Raw genomic sequence first — 22,002 nt, forward strand, 5'->3', positions numbered from 1 at the left:
AATATGCGTCGGGACACGGATGCGCCCCAATTTTGCCATTGGTCAATCCATGAGCGACTTTCTCCGCCCCCATGCCCGACCGGACTGGCCGAACACAGTTTCAAATAGCGCAGATGCGACAAAGCCCCTTCTTCCGGCCGGTTTTGCCGTGCGTTTCGTCGCCGGATAATGGATGTCGCGGCGGCAAATCACACGCCCATACGGGCGGACAGGTCCTATTTCCGCCCAACTCCGCTGGAATTGAAGGCCTGAGGCTTTTTTTTCCGGATTATGGCGTCAAAATAGCCGCACTGATTCGAATCCCAGAGGTATCCATGCGTCTTTCCCCGCTCGCGCGCACTTTTCTTGCCGCCGCCGGTCTTGCCATCATCGCCCCCGCCGCTGCGGCGCTGGCGCAACAGCAGCCGCCCGGCACGCCGAAGTCGACGCATGGCGCATGGTCTGTCATCTGCGACAAGCCGGCCGGCGCCTCCGAAGAACAATGCGCCCTGATGCAGAACGTGATTGCCGATGACCGCCCGGAAGTGGGGCTTTCGGTGGTGGTGCTGAAAACCGCCGACCGCAAGTCGCGCATCCTGCGCATCCTCGCGCCGCTCGGTGTTCTCCTGAAGGATGGCATGGAGCTTTATATCGACAACAACAATATCGGCCGGGCCTATTTCACCCGCTGCTTCTCCGAAGGCTGCTATGTGGAAGTGGATATTGACGACGAGTTGCTGAAGGTTCTGCGCGCCGGCAAAGCCGCCGTTTTTGCCCTGCGTGAATCCGTCGATCAGGACCGTGTCGGCATTCCGATCGAGCTGACCGGCTTTGCCGAAGGCTACGACGCACTGCCGTAAGGCCTCGTCGTCAACGCGCAGCCTTGCGTCTGCCCGCTCCAGTGCCTAAATCGGTCATTGAACGATAATGACTGGAGCGTGCCATGACCGACGATCTTGTAAAACTCTTCGATTGCGATGAAACGCAATTGCGCAAGCTCGTCGCAGAAGCGCTTGCCGGTGCTGACGATGGCGAACTGTTCATCGAACATGCCCAGGCCGAATCGCTGACCTTCGACAATGGCCGCCTCAAGGGCGGCTCCTTCAACACCGACCAGGGCTTCGGCCTGCGCGCCGTTGCCGGCGAGACGGTGGGTTACGCCCATGCGGGCGAGCTTTCGGAAGGTGCGCTGAAGCGCGCTTCGGATGCGGTGGGCGCCGTTACCAGAGGTTATTCCGGCTCCTATGCCGCAGCACCCCAGCGCACCAACAAGAAGCTTTACGGCGACGAAAACCCGATCGGCAGCCCGAGCTTCGAGGAAAAGGTGAAACTTCTCACCGACATCGATGCCTATCTGCGCGACAAGAATGAGAATGTCCGGCAGGTGACGGCGACGATTTCCGCAAGCTGGCAGGTGGTGGATATTCTGCGCGCCGACGGTCATCGCGTCAGCGATATAAGGCCGATGACCCGCATCAATATCTCCGTGGTGGCCGGCGAAGGCGACCGGCAGGAAAGCGGCTCCTACGGCATTGGCGGCCGTGTCGGCTTTGGTGATTTCATAACCACGGAAAGCTGGCAGCGTGGCGCTGACGAGGCGTTGCGTCAGGCGCTCGTCAACCTCACCGCCATCGATGCGCCGGCGGGCACCATGGATGTGGTGCTCGGCTCCGGCTGGCCCGGCGTGATGCTGCATGAGGCGGTCGGTCACGGTCTGGAAGGTGATTTCAACCGCAAGAAGACCTCGGCCTTTGCCGGGCTGATGGGCGAAATGGTCGCCGCTCCCGGCGTAACGGTCGTGGATGACGGCACCATCGACAGCCGCCGCGGTTCGCTGACCATCGATGACGAGGGAACGCCCTCGGCTTATAATGTGCTGATCGAGAATGGTCGGCTGGTGGGTTACATGCAGGACCGGCAGAACGCCCGGCTGATGGGCGCGAAGGCGACCGGCAATGGCCGCCGGCAGGGTTATTCGCATGTGCCGATGCCACGCATGACCAATACCTACATGCTATCGGGCGACAAGACGCCGGAAGAGATCATCGCCTCGGTCAAAAAGGGCATCTATGCCGTTTCCTTTGGCGGCGGACAGGTGGACATCACCTCGGGCAAGTTCGTGTTCGGCTGCACCGAGGCCTATCTGATCGAGAACGGCAGGATCGGCGCGCCGGTGAAGGGCGCCATGCTGATCGGCAACGGGCCGGACGCGATGAAGCGCGTATCGATGATCGGCAACGATTCCAAACTCGATACGGGCATCGGCAATTGCGGCAAGGCCGGGCAATGGGTGCCGGTCGGCGTCGGCCAGCCGCATCTGCGCATGGACCAGATCACCGTTGGCGGCACGAAGGCTTAGTCGCGGCACGGGCGGCGTCGCGCGTGTGGGGGCATAAGTACTCTGAAGACCGGTGCTGAGCCATCCCTTACTCGTCATTCCGGCCTCGATCCGGCATGACGGCAGGAACCCTGTTGCCGGGCGAGAAGTTAAACCGGCTTCAGCACAGAGCCTCACACATGCCAGCCATGATGAGGATTTTTCTGGCAAGTCACCCGGAAGACGATAAGATCGTCGCATTACCGCAGGCCCATCCTCCCACCGCCGGGCCTCTGCGCGTCAAAGGAGACCATGACCATCATACGAAATGCCCTCGTCCCGGAACTTGCCGTCAGCGACTGGCAGAAAAGCCGCGCTTTTTATTGCGACCTGATCGGTTTTCATGTGGTGTATGAGCGGCCCGAAGAGGGCTTCACCTATCTGGCGCTGGGTGATGCGCAGCTGATGATCGACCAGATCGGCGCGACCCGGACCTTCGTGGCGGACAATGCCGCGCTTGAATTTCCGCTTGGCCGTGGCATGAACCTGCAACTCGCCGTCCCTTCCCTGCAGCCCATTCTCTCCCGGCTGGAACGATCCTCGATCGATCTCATCATGCCGCTCGAGGAAAAATGGTACAGGCGCGGCACGGTCGAGGTCGGCAACCGGCAATTCATCGTTGCCGATCCGGACGGCTACCTCATCCGCCCGTTCGAGAGCCTCGGCGAACGCCCCTTCCGGTTCGGCTGAGCCAGCATGCTGCCTTTTCTTCCTCACGCCGTCGTTTTCGACATGGATGGATTGCTGATCGAAAGCGAGGCGCTCTATCGCGATTCATTTCTGGCGGCGTCAGATGAAGGCGGCCACGGAATGCGGGTCGAGACCTATCAGAAGGTCTGCGGCAGCCCCTGGGATGTCATCACCGGAACCATCTTCGCCGATTATGGTGCGGATTTTCCCATCGATGCCTTTCGGGATGCGTGGCTGCGGCATCTTGCCGTGATGATGGCGGAAGGCGTGGCGCTGAAACCCGGCGTCATCGACATTCTCGATCTCCTCGACAGGCTCGACATCCGCCGCGCCATCGCCACCTCCTCGCGGCACGATTCGGTCACACGCCATCTCGGGCCCCATGATCTTCTCAAACGTTTCGACACCATCGTCGCACGCGGCGACTATAAGGAGCCGAAGCCCTCACCCATGCCGTACCTGACCGCCGCCAAGCGTCTCGACATCGATCCGGGCCGCTGCCTGGCGCTGGAGGATTCCTATTCCGGCGTCCGCTCGGCCACATCGGCGGGCATGATGACGATCATGGTGCCGGATGTTGCGCCGCCGACCGAGGAAATGCGGGAAAGATGCATCGCCGTATCGAGCGACCTTCATGCGGTTGCAGACCTCCTGCAAAAGGCGCAGCTTTCAGAGGTTTGAAAACGCGTCACATGGCTTTAGCCATTGGTCTTTATGATAATGCGCATATCGGCTGACAGGCCGGTCCCGTTCGAATGCATTTGGGGCACATCCATCAACGGAGTGATCATGCTGCTTGTCGCCGTGTCGCTCGCAACGCTTATACTATTTGCTCTTTCCGCGTTTCAGATTGCCCTTGCGGCGGGTGCGCCCTTCGGCCGCTTTGCCTGGGGCGGCGAGCACAGGGTTCTGCCCGCCACGCAGCGCCTTGCCAGCATGGCGTCCGTCGCAATCTATGCACTTGTCGCATCTTTTCCACTGCAAAAGGCAGGCTTCATCACTTTATGGCCGGCAGGCTGGATCGAAGCCGGCATCTGGATCACCGCCTGCACGCTTGCGGTGAGCATCGGACTGAACGCCATGTCGCGAAGCCGTGCGGAGCGGCGGGTCATGACGCCGGTGGCCACCATTCTCGCAATTTTATTCTTTATCGTCTCGCTCTCATGATCGCAGCCGGGGGCGGACCCGGCAGCGCAAAGGTCTGATTTCCCGCCGCAAACTGTCATACCAACGCCGTAAAACGCCACTTCCGCTCTATCGCACCTTTGATATCAAGACCGTTATAATGGGCCAGCAGCAGCACGTGGCCGAGAAGATCGGCGGTTTCGTCGGCCAGATCCCGTTTCATCTCCTCCTTGCTCCTGCCCTTGATGCGCCCCCGCCCCGTCAACCGGTTCCAGGCCTGCGTGACCTCGCCCATCTCTTCCTGAAGCTTCAGCATATACCAGTCCGGATCGCGGATGATCCCGTTTTCAGCAGCATATTTTTGCGACGCCTCTTCAAACTGGCGCATCATGACAGCGAGCATTTGTTCATCCTTTGTTCATGCGCTACAACTCTAATCACGATTCTCCGGCGGCGTCGACCGGAAAGGACATCGTGCAGCGATGAACGGAAATTTCCACGACAGGCGCCTGCGAGCAGGATAGAGAAAAGGTATTCGAAAAACCGTGCCATCCCCCATGTCTCCGCTCGACTTCTTCTCGGCCCTCATCATCGCGCATAGTCCGTCGCTGCTCGCCATGTTTGCGGGCGCCGCCTTTCTGGCCGGCCTCGCCCGTGGCTTTTCCGGCTTTGGCGCGGCCCTCATCTTCATTCCGCTTGCGAGCGCCATTGTCGGGCCACGCATCGCCTCAGTGGTTCTTCTGGTGGTGGACGGCGTCCTGACGCTTGGCATGATACCGCCCGCCTGGCGCATGGCGGACCGGCGAGAGGTGTTCACCATGGCGGCCGGCGCGCTTGTCGGCGTGCCGCTTGGAACCCTGCTGCTTTCAAATGGCGATCCGCTGACGCTGCGCTGGATCATCTCCGTCGTGGTCGTCGTGCTTTTGCTGTTCCTGGTTTCCGGCTGGCGTTACAGCGGCCGGCCGAAGACGCCGCTGACGCTCGTCACCGGTCTTGTCGCCGGGCTGTTTTCGGGGGCGGCGCAATTGGGTGGTCCGCCCATCGTTGCCTATTGGCTTGGCGGCGCGCTCAAGGGCGCCTTCGTGCGCGCCAATGTCATTCTCTATTTCGCGATCTCGACCGTCATCTCCGCCACCAGCTATTTTTTCAGCGGTCTGTTCACGGCCGATATCTTCGTGTTTTTCCTGCTGGCCCTGCCGTTTTACGGAGCGGGTCTTTACGCCGGCGCGCGATTGCACGGGCTGGCCGACGAGGCGGCGTTCAGGCGTATCTGCTATGGCCTGATCGCCATTTCCGCCGTCATCGGTCTGCCGCTCTTCGATTCGCTGCTGAAGTAAGCAGGACTAGGCGGCCTGCATTTCAAGGATACATGCGGACCTTGGACCATGCCGCATCCGGCGTCTCGCGGCGGAATTCGACGCGGTCGTGCAGGCGGAACTTGCGGTCGTGCCAGAATTCGATGCTGACGGGGCGAATGCGGAACCCGGACCAGTAGGACGGGCGCGGAATATCGCCGATCGCATATTTGGCGGTATATTCGGCGACGGCCTTCTCCAGCGCGAAACGGCCTTCCAGCGGCCGCGACTGCTTCGACGCCCAGGCGCCGATGCGGCTTCCGCGCGGGCGCGAAGCGTAATAAGCGTCCGCTTCCGCGTCGGTGACGATCTCCACCTCCCCGCGCAGGCGCACCTGCCGCCGCAGGCTTTTCCAGTGGAAACACATGGCCGCTTTTTTCTGGCCGAGGATCTCGCGTCCCTTCTGGCTTTCGAAATTCGTATAGAAAACGAAGCCGCGATCATCGACGTCCTTCAGCAGCACCATACGCACATTCGGCAGGCCGTTTTCGTCCACGGTTGCGAGGGCGACCGCGTTCGGATCGTTGATTTCGGAGGCCGCCGCATCCTTCAGCCATTCGGCAAAAAGCGTGAACGGTTCATTTTCTTCAGTGAAGTCACTGGATGTTAACCCCGTTTCCGACATATTGACTAAAATGCTCCCGAGCTGATTTGGACCCCAGAGATGATCTCTGGTGAAAGATGGTGACCGTCATAGCAAAGTCGAACAGTCGAACAAAGGGCCTCCTTTCGTCGATCGCGGAAGTTTCCGCTGTCGTGTCAATGCTCGTGGTGCTGAGCGGCTGCGTCAGCCTCGATCTGTTCGGCGGCGACAAGGTCGACCGCTCACTTTCCACCGCTTCCGTTCCCAACCAGCAGAATAACGGGCCGCAGACCGACGACGCGACCATCCGCAACGCGGTGACATCGGCGGATCTGGCCAAACTTGCCGACCAGCCGCTGCCCTGGGCCAATGCCGCAACCGGCAGCGCCGGCGTCGTCACCGCCATTCACGAAGACAAATCCAGCGGTTTCGTCTGCCGCGAATTCAGGACGACACGCCACTCCTTCGAGGGCGTTGCAGCCTATGCCGGCCAGGCCTGCCTGTCGGAAACCGGCGAATGGCTGCTGACCCGCTTCGAGCAGAAATAATCTGTTTACCTTGGCGCATGGAATAGGGCCGGCCTCGGCACAGCGCGCATTCCCCGTAAAGAACTGATTAGCAACTTATTGCAACAGTCGACGTTGATTAAACCGAGGGCCTGCAGGCGAATGATCGCCGGCATCCCTTTTCGGAGGGGTTAGCTTCAGGATTGCGCCATGAGCGGCAGCATGCGCCTGAGCCAACGTAACTGGTGTTTCGCATGCGCGATCCATATTCGATCCTCGGCGTGAAACGTGACGCCCGCCACGAGGAAATCAAGGCCGCCTGGCGCACGAAGGCGAAAACCGTCCACCCGGACGCCAATCGCGACGACCCCGATGCCTCGGCACGATTCGCCGAGATCGGACAGGCCTATGATCTTCTGAAAGACCCCAAAAAACGCGATCTTTACGACCAGGCCCGCAGGGCGGCCGAAAAGAAGCAGCGCGGCGAAACCATCATGCAGCAGCGGGAGGCGGCGCGCGAGGCTGCCGAGCGCGCCAAGGCGGCCGAGAAGCTGATGGAGGAACTGGCCCGCGCCGACGCCCGCAACCGGGCGCAGACCGGCCAGAAGACCGACGCCAGGGCGGAAACCGCCGAAGATATCGTCGAGCGGATTTTCGGTGCAGAGGCACAGAACGACCCGAAGGTGCAGCAGGCGGCGGAAGCCGCGAAAGCTGCGGCACAAGGCGCGAGAGGCGACGTGCCGGGCGCCGGTGAAACGGCGCAACCCGTCACAGGTGACGACAAATCCGCCCCCACCTCGCTTGCCGCCAATCTTTTCAGCGCGCTGGTTCGCCGTTTCCGGCCCGCGCAGCCAACGCCCGAAAAAGCGCCCGATATCACTGCGGAAGCCACCGTCACCGTCGCCGATCTTCTTGAGCGCAAATGGATTACGGTTGCGCTTGCAGAGGAAAGGGAAGCCCGTTTTCAGCTCGAGCCGGGCATGACGGACGGTCATGTGGTGCGGCTGAAGGGACAGGGGCTGAAGCTTCCCAACATGGCGCGTGGCGATCTTGCCGTGACATTGCTCGCCGCCCGCGATGACGCTTTTTCCGTTCGTGGCTTCGATATTCACACAACTTTGCCGATCTCGCTCAGCGATGCGGTTCTGGGTTGCGAAACGAAGGTGAAGACGCCGCTGGGCGAGGAAAGTCTCAGCATTCCGGCCTGGTCCGGTTCGGACCGCGTGCTGAGGCTCGCCGGCAAAGGCCTTGCCGACGGCAAGGGAGAATCTGGCGATCTCGTCATCGAATTGCGCATCGTCCTGCTTGAAAAGCCGGATGAAAAGGTGACCGATCTCATGCGGCACATGCGCGAAGGCCTTTATTTGTGAAAGTTTTGCGAATAGCCGGGACAACGCACCCTTTGTTACGCTCCCTAACAGTTGATGATCTTTGGCAATCTTGAACAGGATTGCAGCCTATGCCATAGGCAGGATCAATCGAAAGTATCAGGGAGCATAAAATGGCTCAGGCATCCGGCCTCATGGCTGGCAAACGCGGCCTCATCATGGGCGTCGCCAATAATCGTTCAATCGCTTGGGGCATTGCCAAGGCTTGCGCGGACGCAGGCGCGGAACTCGCACTCACCTGGCAGGGCGATGCGCTGAAGAAGCGCGTCGAGCCCTTGGCGCAGGAACTCGGTGCATTCATGGCCGGCCACTGTGACGTGACCGATCTCGAGACGATCGATGCGGTTTTTGCCGGGCTGGAAAAGCACTGGGGCAAGATCGACTTCGTCGTGCACGCCATCGCTTTCTCCGACAAGGACGAGTTGACCGGCCGCTATCTCGACACCAGCCGCGACAATTTCAACCGCACCATGGACATTTCCGTCTTCTCGCTGGCCGCCGTTGCCAAGCGTGCCGAGCCTGTCATGAATGATGGCGGCTCGATCGTCACGCTCACCTATTACGGCGCCGAGAAGGTCATGCCGAACTACAATGTCATGGGCGTGGCCAAGGCCGCACTCGAGGCCAGCGTACGTTATCTCGCCGTCGACCTCGGCAATCGCGGCATCCGCGTCAACGCCGTTTCCGCCGGCCCGATCAAGACGCTTGCCGCTTCCGGCATCGGCGACTTCCGTTACATTCTGAAATGGAACGAATATAATGCGCCGCTGAAGCGTACAGTTTCCATCGAGGAAGTCGGCAAGTCGGCGCTGTACCTGCTGTCCGACCTTTCGACCGGTGTGACCGGCGAAATCCACCATGTCGATTCCGGTTACCACACCATCGGCATGAAGGCGGTGGATGCGCCTGATATTTCGGTGGTCAAGGACTAAGCCTGAAAAGTGTAAGAACGGGGTATCGCCTTGCTCGTCTATGTGATCCGGCACGGACAAACGGACTGGAATGCGATACGCCGGCTTCAGGGCCAGAAAGACATTCCGCTCAATGATTTCGGCCGCCAGCAGGCGGTCGGCAACGGCAAGGTTCTGGCGCGCATCCTTGGTGCTACAGCCGATGATTTCGACTACGTGGCAAGCCCGCTCGGGCGCACGCGCGAGACCATGGAACTGATGCGCGGGGCCATGGGGCTCGACCCCAAGGCCTACCGCACCGATGACCGTCTCGTCGAAGTGTCCTTCGGCGACTGGGAGGGCCAGACCCTGCCGGAACTGAAAAAAGAATTTCCGGACCGGGTGAAGGCGCGCAAGGCCAATAAGTGGGACTTCATTCCCCCCGGACAGGACGCGGAAAGCTATGAAATACTGTCCTGGCGCATCGGCGCATGGCTTTCCTCCGTCGAGGTTCCAACCGTCTGCGTCTGCCATGGCGGCGTGATCCGCTCCATCTTCCGGCTCGTATCGGGCATGGACAAGGACGAAGCCTCAAGAACGCAAATCCCGCAGGACCGGATTTTGAAAGTCGAAATCGACAGGAATAGTGCGGATTGGATTTCGTGAGGGATCACAGGGCATAACCCTCTGCGTCGTCCTGCGCGAGCAGCCCGTATATTTGGCGCAACGGCCGCCGCGTATTTCTTCTCCCCGCCGGGGAGAAGGTGGCCCGAAGGGTCGGATGAGGGGGCTAGCTCTCCGAATATCTCTGCCCTTGCCCCCTCATCCCGCTGCCGCGGACTTCTCCCCGGCGGGGAGAAGAAACAAGCGGCAACCGCTCGTTTCACAACGGACGTTTTAGCGTAATGGCAGAGGAAAGAATTGCCTTATCGGCAGGCAGAGCCGCAATCGCCGCTTATTCCACGACCTGAAGATCGTCGACCACGCGTTTGCCATCCACTTCCGTGTAGAAAACCACAACCTTCACGCCCGCTTTCAGGCCTTCGAAATTGAACTCTTCCGGCACGCGATAGGTCTTGCCGTCGTTGAGCGTAATGCTCAGCCCGTTCGCGTCGATCTTGCTGATCGTGCCTTCCACGTCGACGCTCTGGGCGAAGCCGTTGATGGGCATCAAAAGGTTGGCGGTAGCCAGAAGGGCGGCAATCATCATACGCATCGATCTAGCTTTCGTGGATTTGCGTGAAAACCTTACATGCATGAAGAATTGCCTTTCGAATGTGGCGGAAATTGCCCGCAACCATGACATTTTCGGCCCAATTGATGAACGGATTTGGGATCGCGTTCAAGCCGTTAGTGATTTTTACACCGCATTTCGCAGCAATATTGGAAAACTCCGGATTAGCGTGGAAAACGCCGGTATCTTTATACTCTCGTCATCTCCCAAAACCCGGGGGTTCAGACCGAATCATTTGCCCGGCGGCTTCTATTCTCCGTGGTTATGTGTGTCGCCCTGCGGCTGTCGCGCTTCGTGAACGGTATGTCACCTTCTTATCGGGCCTGCGATGAAAGAAAGGCTTTTGCCTTGCTCCGATTTTCCACTATGACAAATCCGCTTGTTTTAAACGGCCCCTGTCCGCAGGTCGGCCCTGCTTTCCGGTCTTGAGAAATATGTCGCATAACAGCTTCGGTCATCTTTTCCGCGTTACCACCTGGGGAGAAAGCCATGGGCCCGCCTTGGGCTGCGTGGTGGATGGTTGCCCGCCCGGCATCCGCTTCACGCTTGCCGAGGTGCAGCACTGGATGGACAAGCGCAAGCCCGGCCAAAGCCGCTTCGTGACCCAACGCCGCGAGGATGACATCGTCAAGGTTCTCTCCGGCGTGATGCTGGATGAGGACGGCGAGACGATGATAACCACCGGCACGCCGATCTCGATGCTGATCGAAAACACCGACCAGCGTTCGAAGGATTATGGCGAGATCGCCAAACGGTTCCGCCCCGGCCATGCGGATTTCACCTACGATCTGAAATACGGCATTCGCGATTATCGTGGTGGCGGGCGTTCTTCCGCGCGCGAAACCGCAGCACGGGTCGCGGCCGGCGCGATCGCCCGCAAGGTGGTGCCGAGCCTCAATGTGCGCGGCGCGCTGGTGCAGATCGGCAAGCACAAAATCAATCGCGACAATTGGGACTGGGATCAGGTCGACCAGAACCCGTTCTTCTGCCCTGACGCCGCGATGGTGCCGGTCTGGGAAGAGTATCTCGACGGCATCCGCAAGGCGGGTTCCTCCATCGGCGCCGTTGTCGAAGTGGTGGCGGAAGGGGTTCCGGCCGGCATCGGCGCACCCATTTATGCCAAGCTCGATCAGGATATCGCCTCCAGCCTGATGTCGATCAACGCCGTTAAGGGCGTGGAGATCGGCGAAGGTTTCGCCTCGGCCGAGCTTTCCGGCGAGGAAAATGCCGACCAGATGCGCATGGGCAATGACGGCAAGCCGATCTTCCTCTCCAACCATGCCGGCGGCATTCTGGGCGGCATCGCGACCGGCGAGCCTGTCATCGCCCGCTTCGCCATCAAGCCCACCTCCTCCATTCTGACGGAACGGCTGTCCATCGATACCGACGGCAACAATGTGGACGTGCGCACCAAGGGCCGCCATGACCCCTGCGTCGGCATCCGCGCCGTGCCGATCGGCGAAGCGATGATCGCCTGCACCGTTGCTGACCATTATTTGCGAGATCGCGGCCAGACCGGCCGGCTAAGCTGAGGTATTTCTGAAATGGCATATGACCAGAAACGTGTCGTAGACGCCATCCGCGCTTTCGAAGCCGGCGAGATCGTTGTCGTGACCGATGATGACGACCGCGAGAATGAAGGCGATCTGATTATTTCCGCGGTTCATTGCACGGCGGAAAAGATGGCCTTCATCGTGCGCCACACCTCCGGTATCGTTTGCGCTCCCATGCCGCGCGAGGAGGCCAAGCGGCTGAACCTCAATGCCATGGTGGCGGAAAACGACAGCGCCCACACGACGGCCTTTACCGTCAGCGTCGATTTCAAGCACGGCACCACGACAGGCATTTCTGCCGATGACCGCACGCTGACGGTGCGCAACCTCGCCAACCCCAATGTTGGCGCCGCCGATTTTACCCGGCCGGGCCATATCTTCCCGCTGATTGCCCGCGAAGGCGGCGTGCTGATGCGCTCCGGCCATACCGAAGCGGCCGTCGATCTCTGCAAGCTGGCGGGCCTGCCACCGATCGGCGTCATCTGCGAACTCGTCAATGATGACGGCACCGTTACGCGCGGGCCGCAGGTCACGGCTTTTGCGGAAAAACACCAGCTGAAGCAGGTTTCCGTCGCCGATCTCATCGCCTATCGTCAGCGCAAGGAAACGCTGGTGGAGATGGAATCCTCCTTCACCATCGAAACGCCCTTCGGGCCGGCCAAGGCGCAGACCTATTCCCTGCCCTGGGACCGGATGCAGCATATGGCGGTGATTTTCGGTGATATCCGCGATGGCGTCGATATTCCCGTTCGCCTTCATCCCGAGAACGTCGCCGACGACGTGTTCGGCGACCGCCAGCCGGTGCGCCATTATATGCAGAAGATTGCCGAGGAAGGCCGCGGCGTCATCGTCTATCTGCGCGAGGGCTCCGTCGGTGTCGGCCAGGTGGCCGGACGGCGCAAGGCGCGCGAACCCGACGAAGCGCATGCACAGGCCCGTTCGCGCGAAAATGAGTGGCTGGAAATCGGCCTCGGCGCGCAGATTTTGAAAGACCTCGGCATCAGCTCCATCAAGCTGCTGACGACGCGTGAGCGCCATTATGTCGGGCTCGAAGGATTCGGCATCAAGATTTCGGCGACGGACATCTGCTGATTTTTGGGGGCTAGTCTAGCTTCACTTAGCGAGTGTGAGGCGAGCGGGTTCCGCTTGTTTCTTCTCCCCGTCGGGGAGAAGTCCGCGGCAGCGGGATGAGGGGGCAAGTTCTCCGCATATCGCTGCCATTGCCCCCTCATCCGACCCTTCGGGCCACCTTCTCCCCGGCGGGGAGAAGAAATATGCCGCAACGCCGCGCGACAATCCGGCATCACGGATCAGGAACGCTGTGTCTGCGTGCCCTGTCTTGCAATCAATCGAGCAAAAAACCTCAGTTTTCCTCCCGCCAGCCCTCCAGATAATTCACGCTCTCAACACCCGTAAACTTCGCCAGCCTCACCAGTTCCGCGTCGAGCTTCTCCAGCCGTCCAGCCGAGGCGCGCACGCCCGGCTCCAGCCACAGGCGACGCACATCCAGCGTGCCGCGCTTGCGATCCGCCTTCATGTCGATGCGGCCGATCAGCCTGTCACCCTCCAGAAGCGGGAAGACGTAATAGCCATATTGCCGTTTCGGCTCGGGCACGAAGACCTCGATGCGATAATAGAAGCCGAACAGCCGCTCCGTGCGGTTTCGGTCGCGCAGCAGCGGGTCGAAGGGGCTGAGGACACGGACGCGGGATGAGGGTTCCGGCACGTCGGTCAGGTCGGAGGTGAAATCGGCAAAGGCATAGGACGGGCGGGCAGTGTCGCCATCGCTTGCAAGAAGCGAAACCTCGCAGAGTTCATCGCGATGGTTTTTGACCCAGTCCCTCGCCTCCTGCGGGGTGACGAGATCGAAAAAGGCGGCGATTTCGCCATGGGTGGCGAAACCCAGCCGCTTCAGCGCCTCACGGCAGGCCCAGTCGACAAATTCGGCATGTTCTACCTCGGTTTCATGATGCTCGCCGGGAATCACCCGTTCGGCGAGATCATAGACCTTCTGGAAGTTTACGCGGCCGGCAATCGCGAGCTTGCCGGTGTGCCAGAGATATTCGAGTGCGGTCTTGGACGGATGCCAGTTCCACCAGCCGCCGGACTGGTGCCCCTCTTCCTTCAGCTCCCGCGCCAGAACCGGGCCGGTTGCCGCAATGCGCTCCAGCGTTTCACCGAAAGCGGCGTCGAAGCCCTCGCCGTGCCATTTGCGCCAGCGCTCCTGAATGATCGGCTCGCGGCGGCGGAAGCGGTGCTTCCAATAGGGATAAAATTCCGTCGGCACGATGGAAGCGTCATGCGTCCAGTGCTCGAACAGCGCCCGGTCCTTTTCCAAAAGCGTGGTCAGATGATCACGCCTGTAGGTCTGGTTGCGGGAGAAGATAATCTGATGGTGGGCGCGCTCCACCGTGCCGATGCTGTCCACCTGCACAAAACCGATATCGGTTATCAGCTGCAGCAGGTCGCTCTTGGAAAGAGCCTTGCCGGGCGGCGAGGAAAGCCCCTGCCGCGCCAGAAAAATTCGTCTTGCCGCTTCGTTTGAAACCTTGATCACCATGGAGCAGAAGGTATGACGGCTTTTTCAGGATTGCAATGTTCTTTTTTTGTTCCTTGTTTCACTTCTGTTGATGACGGGGTATAGAACCGGAAAACGAGCGCGAGGATGTAAGCTTGGAAATCCGTTTCGACGCCGCCGGTGTCGCTTTCGAGGGCCGGCAGGCCCTGCAGCCGCTGTCTCTGACATTGACGGAACGGCGCATCGGCGTGATCGGCCTCAATGGTTCCGGCAAGACCACCTTTGCCCGGCTGATCAACGGGCTGAACAAACCGAGCGAGGGCAAGGTTTCGGTGAACGGTCTCGACACCGTGAGCGACGCCAAGGCGGTCTTGCAGGCGGTCGGCTTCATCTTCCAGAATCCGCAGAACCAGATCATCCTGCCAATCGTGCGCGACGATGTCGCCTTCGGGCTGAAACGGCTCGGTCTCGGCAGAGCGGAAACCGACGCCAGAGTCAAAGCCGTCCTTGCCCGGCTCGGCATCGCTCACCTGGAAGACCGGCGCGCGCATGAGCTTTCCGGCGGCGAATTGCAGCTGGCGGCGCTGGCGGCGCTTCTGGTCACCGAACCGCAAATCCTCATTCTCGATGAGCCGACCAACCAGCTCGATCTCAAAAACCGTGCGATCGTGGAAAAAACCATGGCGACGCTGTCGCAGGCGCTTGTTGTCATCACCCACGATCTGCCGCTGGTTGCGGGTTTCGACCGGGTGCTGGTTTTCCATGAAGGCGCGCTAGTGGCCGACGCCGCACCCGAAGAAGCGGTGGCGCGCTATCTGGAGGTGGCATCGCGATGAAATCGCTGCATGTCGAAGGCGCTGGCTGGCTCTACCGCGTCTCGCCGCGCCTCAAGCTCGTGACGCTGATGGGTTTCAGCATCGCATTGTTCCTCACCCGCGATCTGCTGGTTCTCGCAGGCGCGACGGTTCTGGCCGCCTTCATTCTGGGTGCTACGCGGCTGCCCTTCAAGGATATCGGCCTGCGGCTGCGGCCGGTGATGCTGACCATCTTCCTCGTCGCCGCCTTCAGCTATCTCCTGCTTCCTGCCCATGATGCCAGTGTCAATCTTTTGCGGCTGACGGCGCTGGCGCTGCTTGCCACCGCCGTCACCATCACCGTCAGCATCTCGCAATTCATGGACGAGATCGCACTTGCCGCCGCCCCGCTGGAAAGGCTGGGGCTGGTGAAGGCCGCCGATATCGGGCTCTCGGTCGGGCTCGTCGTGCGTTTCGTGCCTGAAATCGTCAATCGTTACCATGCGGTGCGTGATGCGCACCGGGCACGCGGCCTGCCCGTGCGGATGGCCACCATCATCGTGCCGCTCGTCATTATGACGTTGAAGGATGCCGATGCCATTGCCGACGCCATTGACGCGCGCGGTTTCAGAGGCCAAAGCTGACGGCCAGATAACCATCCGGAGTTTCCGAGCCATGACGACCCGCGACCTTGTGCTGATTTCGCTGTTTTCCGCCATCATCATCGCACTCGGGCTTCTGCCGCCGATCACGCTCGGTTTCATCCCCGTGCCGATCACCGCGCAGTCGCTCGGTGTCATGCTGGCCGGCGTCGTGCTGGGCGCGAAACGCGGTACGCTGGCGGTTCTCCTGACGATCCTGATTGCCGCCATCGGCCTGCCGGTGCTTTCGGGCGGACGCGGCGGCCTTTCCATCTTCACCACGCCGACCACGGGCTTCCTGATCGGCTGGATCGCGGCGGTTTTCGTCACCGGCACGCTCTCGGAAAAACTCGTCAATCGCGGCCAGTCTGCTCTCACACAGGGCATCGGCTTTTTCGTCGCCAGCCTGATCGGTGGCGTGGTCGTGCTTTATGCTTTCGGCATCACCTATCTGGCGCTGGTCGTCGGGCTCGGTTTCGAAAAGGCCTTCATGGGTTCGCTCGCCTTCATTCCGGGCGATGCGCTGAAGGCCGTGCTTGCCGCTCTTGCCGGCCGCGCCGTGATGGCCGGTTATCCGCTTCTGCCGCAGCGCGTCTGAACAGACTTTCTTCGGGAGGAAAAGAATGGCGACGCGTTTATACGAACATCCGATCTTCCTGGAGCACATCACGCCTCCCGGCCACCCGGAGCGGCCAGACCGCCTGCGGTCGCTGAACATCGCGCTCGAACATCCGAATTTCGAGCGGCTGGAACGGATTGAAGCGCCGCAGGCCAATGAGGATGCGGTGCTGCTGGCGCATCCGGAGGAGCATCTGCTTTCTGTCATGCGGCAGATCCCCGAAGAGGATGGCGAGATCAACCGCGTCGAGGCCGACACTTACGTTTCGCAAAAAAGCCTGCAGGCGGCACTGACCGGCATCGGTGCTGCCATGGCGGCGGTGGACGACGTGTTCACGGGTGCGGCCGACAATGTCTTCGTCGCTGCCCGCCCGCCCGGCCACCATGCGGAAACCGCAAAGGCCATGGGCTTCTGTCTTTTCAACAATGTGGCGATTGCCGCCCGCCATGCGCAGAAGGCGCACGGCGCGGAGCGCGTCGCCATCATCGACTGGGATGTGCATCACGGTAACGGCACGCAGGATATCTTCTGGAACGACACATCCGTGCTGTTCTGTTCCACCCACCAGATGCCGCTTTACCCGTGGAGCGGCGACAAAAACGAAACTGGCGTGAAGAACAATATCGTCAACGCTCCGCTTTCGCCCAACACCGGCAGCGAATATTTCCGCGAGGCCTTCAAATCCCGCGTGTTGCCGGCGATTGCCGATTTTTCGCCCGATCTCATCCTCATCTCCGCCGGTTTCGACGCGCATCACCGCGATCCCTTGGCGCAGATCAATCTGGTGGGCGAGGATTTCGACTGGGCAACGGGCCGGCTTCTGGAAATGGCGGATAAATACGCATCGAACCGGGTCGTCAGCCTGCTGGAAGGCGGTTATGATCTGGAAGGGCTGGCGGAATCGGCAGCCATGCATATTTTGAGAATGATGAAGGGTTGAACATGACGGAAAATGCCAACACAGCCGATGTCAGCGGTTATTCTTTCGAAAAAGCCGTCGCCGAGCTGGAAAGCATTGTCGCTCGCCTGGAACGCGGAGACGTGGCGCTGGACGAATCCATCGCCATTTATGAGCGCGGCGAAGCCCTGAAGAAGCATTGCGAAACGCTGTTGAACGCTGCCGAAAAGCGAATCGAGAAGATTCGCCTCGATCGTGCGGGCAAGCCGCAGGGTGTGGAGCCGCTGGACGGGGAATGACTGCGTTTAGCGGGAGCGTTTGGACGTGATTCGATAAGGCAGCCACCTCCTGATTCAAACACTCGACGTCATCCTCGGGCTTGTCCCGAGGATCTGCAATGCATTGATTTTCTTGACGTGTTTAGATCCTCGGGACAAGCCCGAAGATGACGGAGGAGAGGTTTGAAAACTCTCCCCGTCCGTAAGGTGTTCTCACAATGTCGTGTTAACAAGGATCGTTGACGCTGCGTTCGATATCGCGATGCTCCCCTCCCCCTCGGTTATGCTAAACTCCCGCCAGACGATACGAGGAGCTTGCGATGTCCTTCTTTCCCGGTAACGATCCCGTCGCGGGTGATGCTTTTGCCTGCGATGCCATCGAAAACCTGATCATTCCCCGCACCAGCGATATTGGTGGCTTTGCCGTGCGCCGTGCCCTGCCGACCCGGCAGCGGCGGCTTGTGGGACCGTTCATCTTTTTCGACCGCATGGGCCCGGCGATCCTGAAGGCCGGTGAGGCGCTCGACGTCAAACCACATCCGCATATCGGGCTTTCCACCGTCACTTATCTGTTCGACGGCGAAATCAAGCATCGCGACAGTCTCGGCACCGAGCTTGTCATCCGCCCCGGCGACATCAACCTGATGACGGCCGGGCGCGGCATCGTGCATTCGGAACGCACGCCGGAAAACCTGCGCGGCCACCCGCTTTCCATGTCCGGCTTGCAGACCTGGCTTGCCCTGCCAGACCATATGGAAGAAATCGCCCCCGCCTTTGCCCACACGGCGAAGGAAGACATGCCGTTGATCGACCTCAAGGGCGCGACCGGCCGGGTGGTGATCGGCGAATTCGAAGGCCTCACCTCCCCGGTTTCGGCCTTTACGGATACGCTTTATGTCGATCTTTCGCTGGAGCCGGGGGTAAAATTCCCCTTCTCCGCCGATCATGAGGAGCGGGCGATCTATATTCTGTCCGGTTCGCTGGATGTGGCGGGTGATATCTTCGCCGCCGACCAGCTGCTCGTCTTCCGGCCCGGCGACGACATCACGTTGCAGGCCGGCAGCAATGGCTGTCACATCATGATCTTCGGCGGGGCGGCGCTCAATCAGCGCCGTTACATCTGGTGGAACTTCGTTTCGTCATCAAAAGAACGCATAGAGCAGGCCAAACAGGAGTGGAGAACCGGACGCTTCGACATCGTTCCCGGCGACGAAGAAGAGTTTGTCCCTTTGCCGGAAGGTTGAAATTCTATAGAAGTGTACGACATGCAGGGCTGCACCGTCGGCTTTCGATATGAAAGACGCTCTGGCACGCCCTGCTGACGACAAGAAAAGGCCGAACGATTGACCGGAATGCCACAGACACCATTGCTCGACCGGGTGAATTTTCCCTCCGATCTCAAGGAGATCGACGATCGCGACCTGCCGGAACTGGCAAGGGAACTGCGCGACGAGATGATTGACGCCGTGTCGAAGACCGGTGGCCATCTGGGTGCCGGCCTTGGCGTGGTGGAACTGACGATTGCCATCCACAAGGTGTTCAACACGCCCGAAGACCGGCTGATCTTCGATGTCGGCCATCAATGTTATCCGCATAAAATCCTCACCGGCCGGCGCGACCGCATTCGCACGCTGCGGCAGGAAGGCGGGCTTTCCGGTTTCACGCGTCGTGCGGAAAGCGACTATGACGATTTCGGCGCTGGCCATTCCTCCACCTCCATTTCCGCCGGTCTCGGCATGGCCGTGGCGGCGGGTCTTGATGGTAGCGACCGCAAGGTCGTAGCCATCATCGGCGATGGCTCGATGTCGGCGGGCATGGCGTTCGAGGCATTGAACAACGCCGGCGCGCTCGATGCGCGGCTGATCGTCATCCTCAACGATAACGACATGTCGATTGCGCCGCCGACGGGCGCGATGAGCGCCTATCTGGCGCGCCTCGCCTCCGGCCGCACCTATATGGGCTTCCGCGATTTCGGCAAGAAACTCACCGCCTATCTCGGCAAGACCATCGACCGCGCCATTACCCGCGCCGTGACCCATGCGCGCGGTTACGTGACCGGCGGCACGCTGTTCGAAGAGCTTGGTTTCTATCATATCGGCCCAATCGACGGTCATTCCTTCGATCACCTGCTGCCGGTGCTGCGCAATGTGCGCGACAACCAGAAAGGCCCTGTCCTCATTCATGTGGTGACTCAGAAGGGCAAGGGTTATGCACCGGCGGAAGCGGCGGCGGACAAATATCACGGTGTCAACAAGTTCGACGTCATCACCGGCGCACAGGCGAAAGCTAAGCCGAATGCGCCGAGCTATACCAGCGTCTTTGCCGAAGCGCTGATCCAGGAAGCGACGCTCGACGAAAAGATCATCGGCGTCACCGCCGCCATGCCGAACGGCACCGGCCTCGACAAGATGGCCGAGCTTTTCCCATCCCGCACCTTCGATGTCGGCATCGCCGAACAGCACGCCGTGACATTTGCCGCCGGGCTTGCGGCTGATGGTTACAAGCCGTTCTGCGCGCTTTATTCCACCTTCCTGCAACGCGGTTACGACCAGCTAGTGCATGATGTGGCGATCCAGAGCCTGCCGGTGCGTTTCCCCATCGACCGCGCCGGTTTCGTCGGCGCGGATGGGCCGACCCATGCCGGTTCCTTCGACACGACGTTTCTCGCCACCCTGCCCGGCATGGTGGTGATGGCGGCGGCCGACGAGGCGGAGCTGAAACATATGGTGCGCACGGCAGCGGCCTATGACGAAGGCCCGATTTCCTTCCGTTACCCGCGCGGTGAAGGCGTGGGCGTCGAGATGCCCGCGCGCGGCGAGATTCTTGAGATCGGCAAGGGTCGCATCATCAAGGAAGGCACCAAGGTTGCGCTGCTCTCCTTCGGCACCCGGCTTGCAGAATGCCTGGCGGCCGCCGAAGACCTCGATGCGGCCGGCCTTTCCACCACGGTTGCCGATGCGCGCTTTGCCAAACCGCTCGATCTCGATCTCATCCGCCAGCTGGCCAGCCATCACGAGGTTCTGGTGACCATCGAAGAAGGCTCTGTCGGCGGTTTCGGCGCGCATGTGCTGCATTTCATGGCCAGCGCCGGCCTGCTCGACCATGGCCCCAAGGTCCGGACGCTGACCCTGCCCGACCAGTGGGTGGAGCAGGCAAAGCCCGAGACCATGTATGCCAATGCCGGCCTCGACCGAGCCGGCATCGTTTCCACGGTGTTTAATGCTCTCGGCCAGCGTCAGGCCGGCGTCGGTTTCGCCGGCTGAAACGATTGCCGGGACAGGAGGCGGGACGATCCCGCCTCTTTCTCAGGATGCAGCGCCATCAAGAAAACCGACGACACTATCGATCCGGCCCTCGGCATTCAGGCTGACGACATCGGTACCACCCGCAATATCATCCCCATCAGGCGAAATGAGACGCCATGAGAAACGGGTGAAATTGCCGTGTCCATCCGGGGTGCCGGCAAGAACGAAACGATATCCCGGAAATTTCTGCCGCGCCGCCTCGATCATCGCGGCGATCCCCTGCTGCCCCTCGCCCTGCATCAGCGGATCGACGTAGCGCGTGTTTTCTGACCACGCCTGACCGACGAGATGCCTGCGGCGTTCATTATCCTCTTCGTTCCAGGCTGCGAGATAGGTCTGGGCGATTGTGAGATGTTGCGTCATGATTGCGCTCCTTCTGGTTGACGGCCCAAACATGCCGGGCGTCGGAAAGCGGAACAATTACCTCAGAGGTAATCGCATTGCCGCTCTCTTCTGCTAGGTTACGGGCATGACACATCATCGAGAACATGTCGGCCAGGTGCTGAAGGAATGGCGTGCGCGCCGCAGGTTAAGCCAGCTCGATCTGGCGATGGAGGCGGACATATCCGCGCGCCATCTGAGCTTCGTGGAAAGCGGGCGATCATCCCCCAGCCGCGAGATGCTCGTGAAACTGGCGGAGCAGCTTTCCATGCCCGCCCGCGCCGCCAACCGGCTGATGCTGGCGGCGGGTTATGCGCCCGTCCATTCCGAACGGCCGATGGATGCGCCTGATATGGCGGCGGCCCGGCAGGCGGTTGAAACCGTGGTGCATGGGCATATGCCCTTCCCCGCCCTTGCCGTCGACCGGCACTGGAACGTCGTTCTCGCCAATGGGGCGATCACGTCGCTTCTGGCCGGCGTTTGCGAAGAGCTGCTTCGCCCGCCGCTCAACGCCTTGAGGCTGAGCCTGCATCCGCAGGGCCTGAGTTCGCGCATCGTCAACCTCGCCGAATGGCGTCATCACCTGCTGGAACGTCTGCGCCGTCAGGTCGAAGAGACGGGAGACGAGGTGCTTTCCCGGCTGCATGCGGAGCTTGCGGCCTATCCTGCGCCAAAGGTCCCGCCCCATGCCGCCGGGGCCGATCCGCTGGCCATACCGCTCCAGCTTCGCGATCCATCTTCGGGCGGCATATTGAGCTTCATTTCAACCACCACGGTTTTCGGAACGGCCACAGACGTCACGCTGTCCGAACTGGTGCTGGAATGTTTTTACCCTGCCGACGCGGCAACCCGCGAAGCACTGATGCAAGGCACAAAGGAGTAAGACCC

General features: G+C 60.7%; 25 protein-coding genes. 20 read left to right on the forward strand and 5 right to left on the reverse strand.

All coding sequences use genetic code 11. The features are described from left to right. The first annotated feature begins 314 nt into the window (after window positions 1-314). From AC1ROR_RS09425 to AC1ROR_RS09445, 5 genes are all read left to right on the forward strand, one after another. Window positions 315-839: an invasion associated locus B family protein gene (locus AC1ROR_RS09425; RefSeq protein ID WP_003494243.1), complete on the forward strand. Its 525-nt coding sequence runs from the start codon at window positions 315-317 to the stop codon at window positions 837-839. Window positions 840-922: 83 nt separating this feature from the next. After that, a complete protein-coding gene (gene tldD, locus AC1ROR_RS09430) occupies window positions 923-2,338 on the forward strand; it encodes a metalloprotease TldD (RefSeq protein WP_142169497.1) in 1,416 nt (471 codons plus the stop codon). A gap of 270 nt (window positions 2,339-2,608) precedes the next feature. Beyond that, on the forward strand, window positions 2,609-3,046 hold the full coding sequence (locus AC1ROR_RS09435) for a bleomycin resistance protein (protein ID WP_035218567.1): 438 nt from the start codon (window positions 2,609-2,611) through the stop codon (window positions 3,044-3,046). A 6-nt stretch (window positions 3,047-3,052) separates the two neighbouring features. Then, entirely contained in the window at window positions 3,053-3,727 is a 675-nt protein-coding gene (locus tag AC1ROR_RS09440) for an HAD family hydrolase (RefSeq protein WP_080833691.1), read from the forward strand. A 108-nt stretch (window positions 3,728-3,835) separates the two neighbouring features. Then, entirely contained in the window at window positions 3,836-4,213 is a 378-nt protein-coding gene (locus AC1ROR_RS09445) for a hypothetical protein (protein ID WP_035218570.1), read from the forward strand. Between the two features lie 55 nt (window positions 4,214-4,268). Here the strand turns inward: AC1ROR_RS09445 and AC1ROR_RS09450 are convergent, their stop codons facing one another. Further along, window positions 4,269-4,574: a pyrophosphohydrolase domain-containing protein gene (locus tag AC1ROR_RS09450; protein WP_498589254.1), complete on the reverse strand. Its 306-nt coding sequence runs from the start codon at window positions 4,572-4,574 to the stop codon at window positions 4,269-4,271. Window positions 4,575-4,728: 154 nt separating this feature from the next. Here AC1ROR_RS09450 and AC1ROR_RS09455 point away from each other — a divergent pair, with 154 nt between their 5' ends. Further along, window positions 4,729-5,508, forward strand: a complete 780-nt coding sequence (locus AC1ROR_RS09455) for a TSUP family transporter (RefSeq protein ID WP_498589255.1) — start codon at window positions 4,729-4,731, stop codon at window positions 5,506-5,508. A gap of 22 nt (window positions 5,509-5,530) precedes the next feature. On the opposite strand, the gene pdxH is transcribed toward AC1ROR_RS09455, so the two are convergent. Continuing rightward, the gene (pdxH, locus tag AC1ROR_RS09460) at window positions 5,531-6,151 is read right to left on the reverse strand and encodes a pyridoxamine 5'-phosphate oxidase (protein ID WP_080833688.1); all 621 of its coding nucleotides are present in this window, start codon (window positions 6,149-6,151) and stop codon (window positions 5,531-5,533) included. 56 nt (window positions 6,152-6,207) lie between these two features. Here pdxH and AC1ROR_RS09465 point away from each other — a divergent pair, with 56 nt between their 5' ends. The 4 genes from AC1ROR_RS09465 to AC1ROR_RS09480 all read left to right on the forward strand — a co-directional run bounded on the left by AC1ROR_RS09465 (window position 6,208) and on the right by AC1ROR_RS09480 (window position 9,559). Further along, the gene (locus AC1ROR_RS09465; RefSeq protein WP_035218578.1) at window positions 6,208-6,657 is read left to right on the forward strand and encodes an RT0821/Lpp0805 family surface protein; all 450 of its coding nucleotides are present in this window, start codon (window positions 6,208-6,210) and stop codon (window positions 6,655-6,657) included. A 212-nt stretch (window positions 6,658-6,869) separates the two neighbouring features. Further along, window positions 6,870-7,985 (forward strand): DnaJ C-terminal domain-containing protein, encoded by a 1,116-nt coding sequence (locus AC1ROR_RS09470; RefSeq protein ID WP_498589256.1) that lies wholly within the window; start codon window positions 6,870-6,872, stop codon window positions 7,983-7,985. Between the two features lie 131 nt (window positions 7,986-8,116). Continuing rightward, window positions 8,117-8,935, forward strand: coding sequence for an enoyl-ACP reductase FabI (fabI, locus tag AC1ROR_RS09475; protein ID WP_003494220.1), 819 nt, complete (start codon window positions 8,117-8,119; stop codon window positions 8,933-8,935). A gap of 30 nt (window positions 8,936-8,965) precedes the next feature. After that, entirely contained in the window at window positions 8,966-9,559 is a 594-nt protein-coding gene (locus AC1ROR_RS09480) for a histidine phosphatase family protein (protein WP_035218582.1), read from the forward strand. Window positions 9,560-9,848: 289 nt separating this feature from the next. Here the strand turns inward: AC1ROR_RS09480 and AC1ROR_RS09485 are convergent, their stop codons facing one another. After that, a complete protein-coding gene (locus AC1ROR_RS09485; protein WP_006699882.1) occupies window positions 9,849-10,109 on the reverse strand; it encodes a DUF1344 domain-containing protein in 261 nt (86 codons plus the stop codon). A gap of 452 nt (window positions 10,110-10,561) precedes the next feature. On the opposite strand from AC1ROR_RS09485, the gene aroC reads away from it, so the two are divergent. Together aroC and ribB are read left to right on the forward strand one after the other, a co-directional pair. Continuing rightward, on the forward strand, window positions 10,562-11,659 hold the full coding sequence (gene aroC, locus AC1ROR_RS09490) for a chorismate synthase (protein ID WP_035218583.1): 1,098 nt from the start codon (window positions 10,562-10,564) through the stop codon (window positions 11,657-11,659). 12 nt (window positions 11,660-11,671) lie between these two features. Then, window positions 11,672-12,772 carry a 3,4-dihydroxy-2-butanone-4-phosphate synthase gene (ribB, locus tag AC1ROR_RS09495; protein WP_498589257.1) on the forward strand — a complete coding sequence of 367 codons (1,101 nt, stop codon included), beginning with the start codon at window positions 11,672-11,674 and terminating at the stop codon, window positions 12,770-12,772. A 271-nt stretch (window positions 12,773-13,043) separates the two neighbouring features. Here ribB and AC1ROR_RS09500 read toward each other — a convergent pair whose 3' ends face one another. Beyond that, entirely contained in the window at window positions 13,044-14,240 is a 1,197-nt protein-coding gene (locus tag AC1ROR_RS09500) for a winged helix-turn-helix domain-containing protein (protein ID WP_498589258.1), read from the reverse strand. Window positions 14,241-14,353: 113 nt separating this feature from the next. Between AC1ROR_RS09500 and AC1ROR_RS09505 the strand changes: the two genes are divergently transcribed. From AC1ROR_RS09505 to dxs, 7 genes are all read left to right on the forward strand, one after another. After that, complete coding sequence (locus AC1ROR_RS09505; RefSeq protein WP_498589259.1) at window positions 14,354-15,034, forward strand: energy-coupling factor ABC transporter ATP-binding protein; 681 nt, start codon at window positions 14,354-14,356, stop codon at window positions 15,032-15,034. Next, window positions 15,031-15,636 carry an energy-coupling factor transporter transmembrane component T family protein gene (locus AC1ROR_RS09510; protein ID WP_498589260.1) on the forward strand — a complete coding sequence of 202 codons (606 nt, stop codon included), beginning with the start codon at window positions 15,031-15,033 and terminating at the stop codon, window positions 15,634-15,636. Before AC1ROR_RS09505 ends, AC1ROR_RS09510 begins: the two co-directional genes overlap by 4 nt. A gap of 31 nt (window positions 15,637-15,667) precedes the next feature. After that, a complete protein-coding gene (locus AC1ROR_RS09515; RefSeq protein WP_059760820.1) occupies window positions 15,668-16,231 on the forward strand; it encodes a biotin transporter BioY in 564 nt (187 codons plus the stop codon). 25 nt (window positions 16,232-16,256) lie between these two features. Then, window positions 16,257-17,192, forward strand: coding sequence for a histone deacetylase family protein (locus AC1ROR_RS09520; RefSeq protein WP_498589261.1), 936 nt, complete (start codon window positions 16,257-16,259; stop codon window positions 17,190-17,192). A 2-nt stretch (window positions 17,193-17,194) separates the two neighbouring features. Beyond that, complete coding sequence (locus AC1ROR_RS09525; RefSeq protein WP_003503059.1) at window positions 17,195-17,449, forward strand: exodeoxyribonuclease VII small subunit; 255 nt, start codon at window positions 17,195-17,197, stop codon at window positions 17,447-17,449. A 299-nt stretch (window positions 17,450-17,748) separates the two neighbouring features. Then, a complete protein-coding gene (locus AC1ROR_RS09530) occupies window positions 17,749-18,672 on the forward strand; it encodes a pirin family protein (RefSeq protein WP_080825770.1) in 924 nt (307 codons plus the stop codon). 99 nt (window positions 18,673-18,771) lie between these two features. Then, window positions 18,772-20,691, forward strand: coding sequence for a 1-deoxy-D-xylulose-5-phosphate synthase (gene dxs, locus AC1ROR_RS09535; RefSeq protein ID WP_498589262.1), 1,920 nt, complete (start codon window positions 18,772-18,774; stop codon window positions 20,689-20,691). Between the two features lie 42 nt (window positions 20,692-20,733). On the opposite strand, the gene AC1ROR_RS09540 is transcribed toward dxs, so the two are convergent. Further along, on the reverse strand, window positions 20,734-21,096 hold the full coding sequence (locus AC1ROR_RS09540) for a nuclear transport factor 2 family protein (protein WP_498589263.1): 363 nt from the start codon (window positions 21,094-21,096) through the stop codon (window positions 20,734-20,736). A 106-nt stretch (window positions 21,097-21,202) separates the two neighbouring features. On the opposite strand from AC1ROR_RS09540, the gene AC1ROR_RS09545 reads away from it, so the two are divergent. Beyond that, entirely contained in the window at window positions 21,203-21,997 is a 795-nt protein-coding gene (locus AC1ROR_RS09545; RefSeq protein ID WP_498589264.1) for a helix-turn-helix domain-containing protein, read from the forward strand. Window positions 21,998-22,002: the final 5 nt, after the last annotated feature.

Source organism: Agrobacterium sp. GW821-FHT14E08 (assembly GCF_058803865.1).

What these genes read in the sequence shown, in the direction of transcription:
- AC1ROR_RS09425 (WP_003494243.1), top strand. Translation starts at nt 315, where the DNA reads ATGCGTCTTTCCCCGCTCGCGCGCACTTTTCTTGCCGCCGCCGGTCTT.
- tldD (WP_142169497.1), top strand. Translation starts at nt 923, where the DNA reads ATGACCGACGATCTTGTAAAACTCTTCGATTGCGATGAAACGCAATTG.
- AC1ROR_RS09435 (WP_035218567.1), top strand. Translation starts at nt 2,609, where the DNA reads ATGACCATCATACGAAATGCCCTCGTCCCGGAACTTGCCGTCAGCGAC.
- AC1ROR_RS09440 (WP_080833691.1), top strand. Translation starts at nt 3,053, where the DNA reads ATGCTGCCTTTTCTTCCTCACGCCGTCGTTTTCGACATGGATGGATTG.
- AC1ROR_RS09445 (WP_035218570.1), top strand. Translation starts at nt 3,836, where the DNA reads ATGCTGCTTGTCGCCGTGTCGCTCGCAACGCTTATACTATTTGCTCTT.
- AC1ROR_RS09450 (WP_498589254.1), bottom strand. Translation starts at nt 4,574, where the DNA reads ATGCTCGCTGTCATGATGCGCCAGTTTGAAGAGGCGTCGCAAAAATAT.
- AC1ROR_RS09455 (WP_498589255.1), top strand. Translation starts at nt 4,729, where the DNA reads ATGTCTCCGCTCGACTTCTTCTCGGCCCTCATCATCGCGCATAGTCCG.
- pdxH (WP_080833688.1), bottom strand. Translation starts at nt 6,151, where the DNA reads ATGTCGGAAACGGGGTTAACATCCAGTGACTTCACTGAAGAAAATGAA.
- AC1ROR_RS09465 (WP_035218578.1), top strand. Translation starts at nt 6,208, where the DNA reads ATGGTGACCGTCATAGCAAAGTCGAACAGTCGAACAAAGGGCCTCCTT.
- AC1ROR_RS09470 (WP_498589256.1), top strand. Translation starts at nt 6,870, where the DNA reads ATGCGCGATCCATATTCGATCCTCGGCGTGAAACGTGACGCCCGCCAC.
- fabI (WP_003494220.1), top strand. Translation starts at nt 8,117, where the DNA reads ATGGCTCAGGCATCCGGCCTCATGGCTGGCAAACGCGGCCTCATCATG.
- AC1ROR_RS09485 (WP_006699882.1), bottom strand. Translation starts at nt 10,109, where the DNA reads ATGCGTATGATGATTGCCGCCCTTCTGGCTACCGCCAACCTTTTGATG.
- aroC (WP_035218583.1), top strand. Translation starts at nt 10,562, where the DNA reads ATGTCGCATAACAGCTTCGGTCATCTTTTCCGCGTTACCACCTGGGGA.
- ribB (WP_498589257.1), top strand. Translation starts at nt 11,672, where the DNA reads ATGGCATATGACCAGAAACGTGTCGTAGACGCCATCCGCGCTTTCGAA.
- AC1ROR_RS09500 (WP_498589258.1), bottom strand. Translation starts at nt 14,240, where the DNA reads ATGGTGATCAAGGTTTCAAACGAAGCGGCAAGACGAATTTTTCTGGCG.
- AC1ROR_RS09510 (WP_498589260.1), top strand. Translation starts at nt 15,031, where the DNA reads ATGAAATCGCTGCATGTCGAAGGCGCTGGCTGGCTCTACCGCGTCTCG.
- AC1ROR_RS09515 (WP_059760820.1), top strand. Translation starts at nt 15,668, where the DNA reads ATGACGACCCGCGACCTTGTGCTGATTTCGCTGTTTTCCGCCATCATC.
- AC1ROR_RS09520 (WP_498589261.1), top strand. Translation starts at nt 16,257, where the DNA reads ATGGCGACGCGTTTATACGAACATCCGATCTTCCTGGAGCACATCACG.
- AC1ROR_RS09525 (WP_003503059.1), top strand. Translation starts at nt 17,195, where the DNA reads ATGACGGAAAATGCCAACACAGCCGATGTCAGCGGTTATTCTTTCGAA.
- AC1ROR_RS09530 (WP_080825770.1), top strand. Translation starts at nt 17,749, where the DNA reads ATGTCCTTCTTTCCCGGTAACGATCCCGTCGCGGGTGATGCTTTTGCC.
- AC1ROR_RS09540 (WP_498589263.1), bottom strand. Translation starts at nt 21,096, where the DNA reads ATGACGCAACATCTCACAATCGCCCAGACCTATCTCGCAGCCTGGAAC.
- AC1ROR_RS09545 (WP_498589264.1), top strand. Translation starts at nt 21,203, where the DNA reads ATGACACATCATCGAGAACATGTCGGCCAGGTGCTGAAGGAATGGCGT.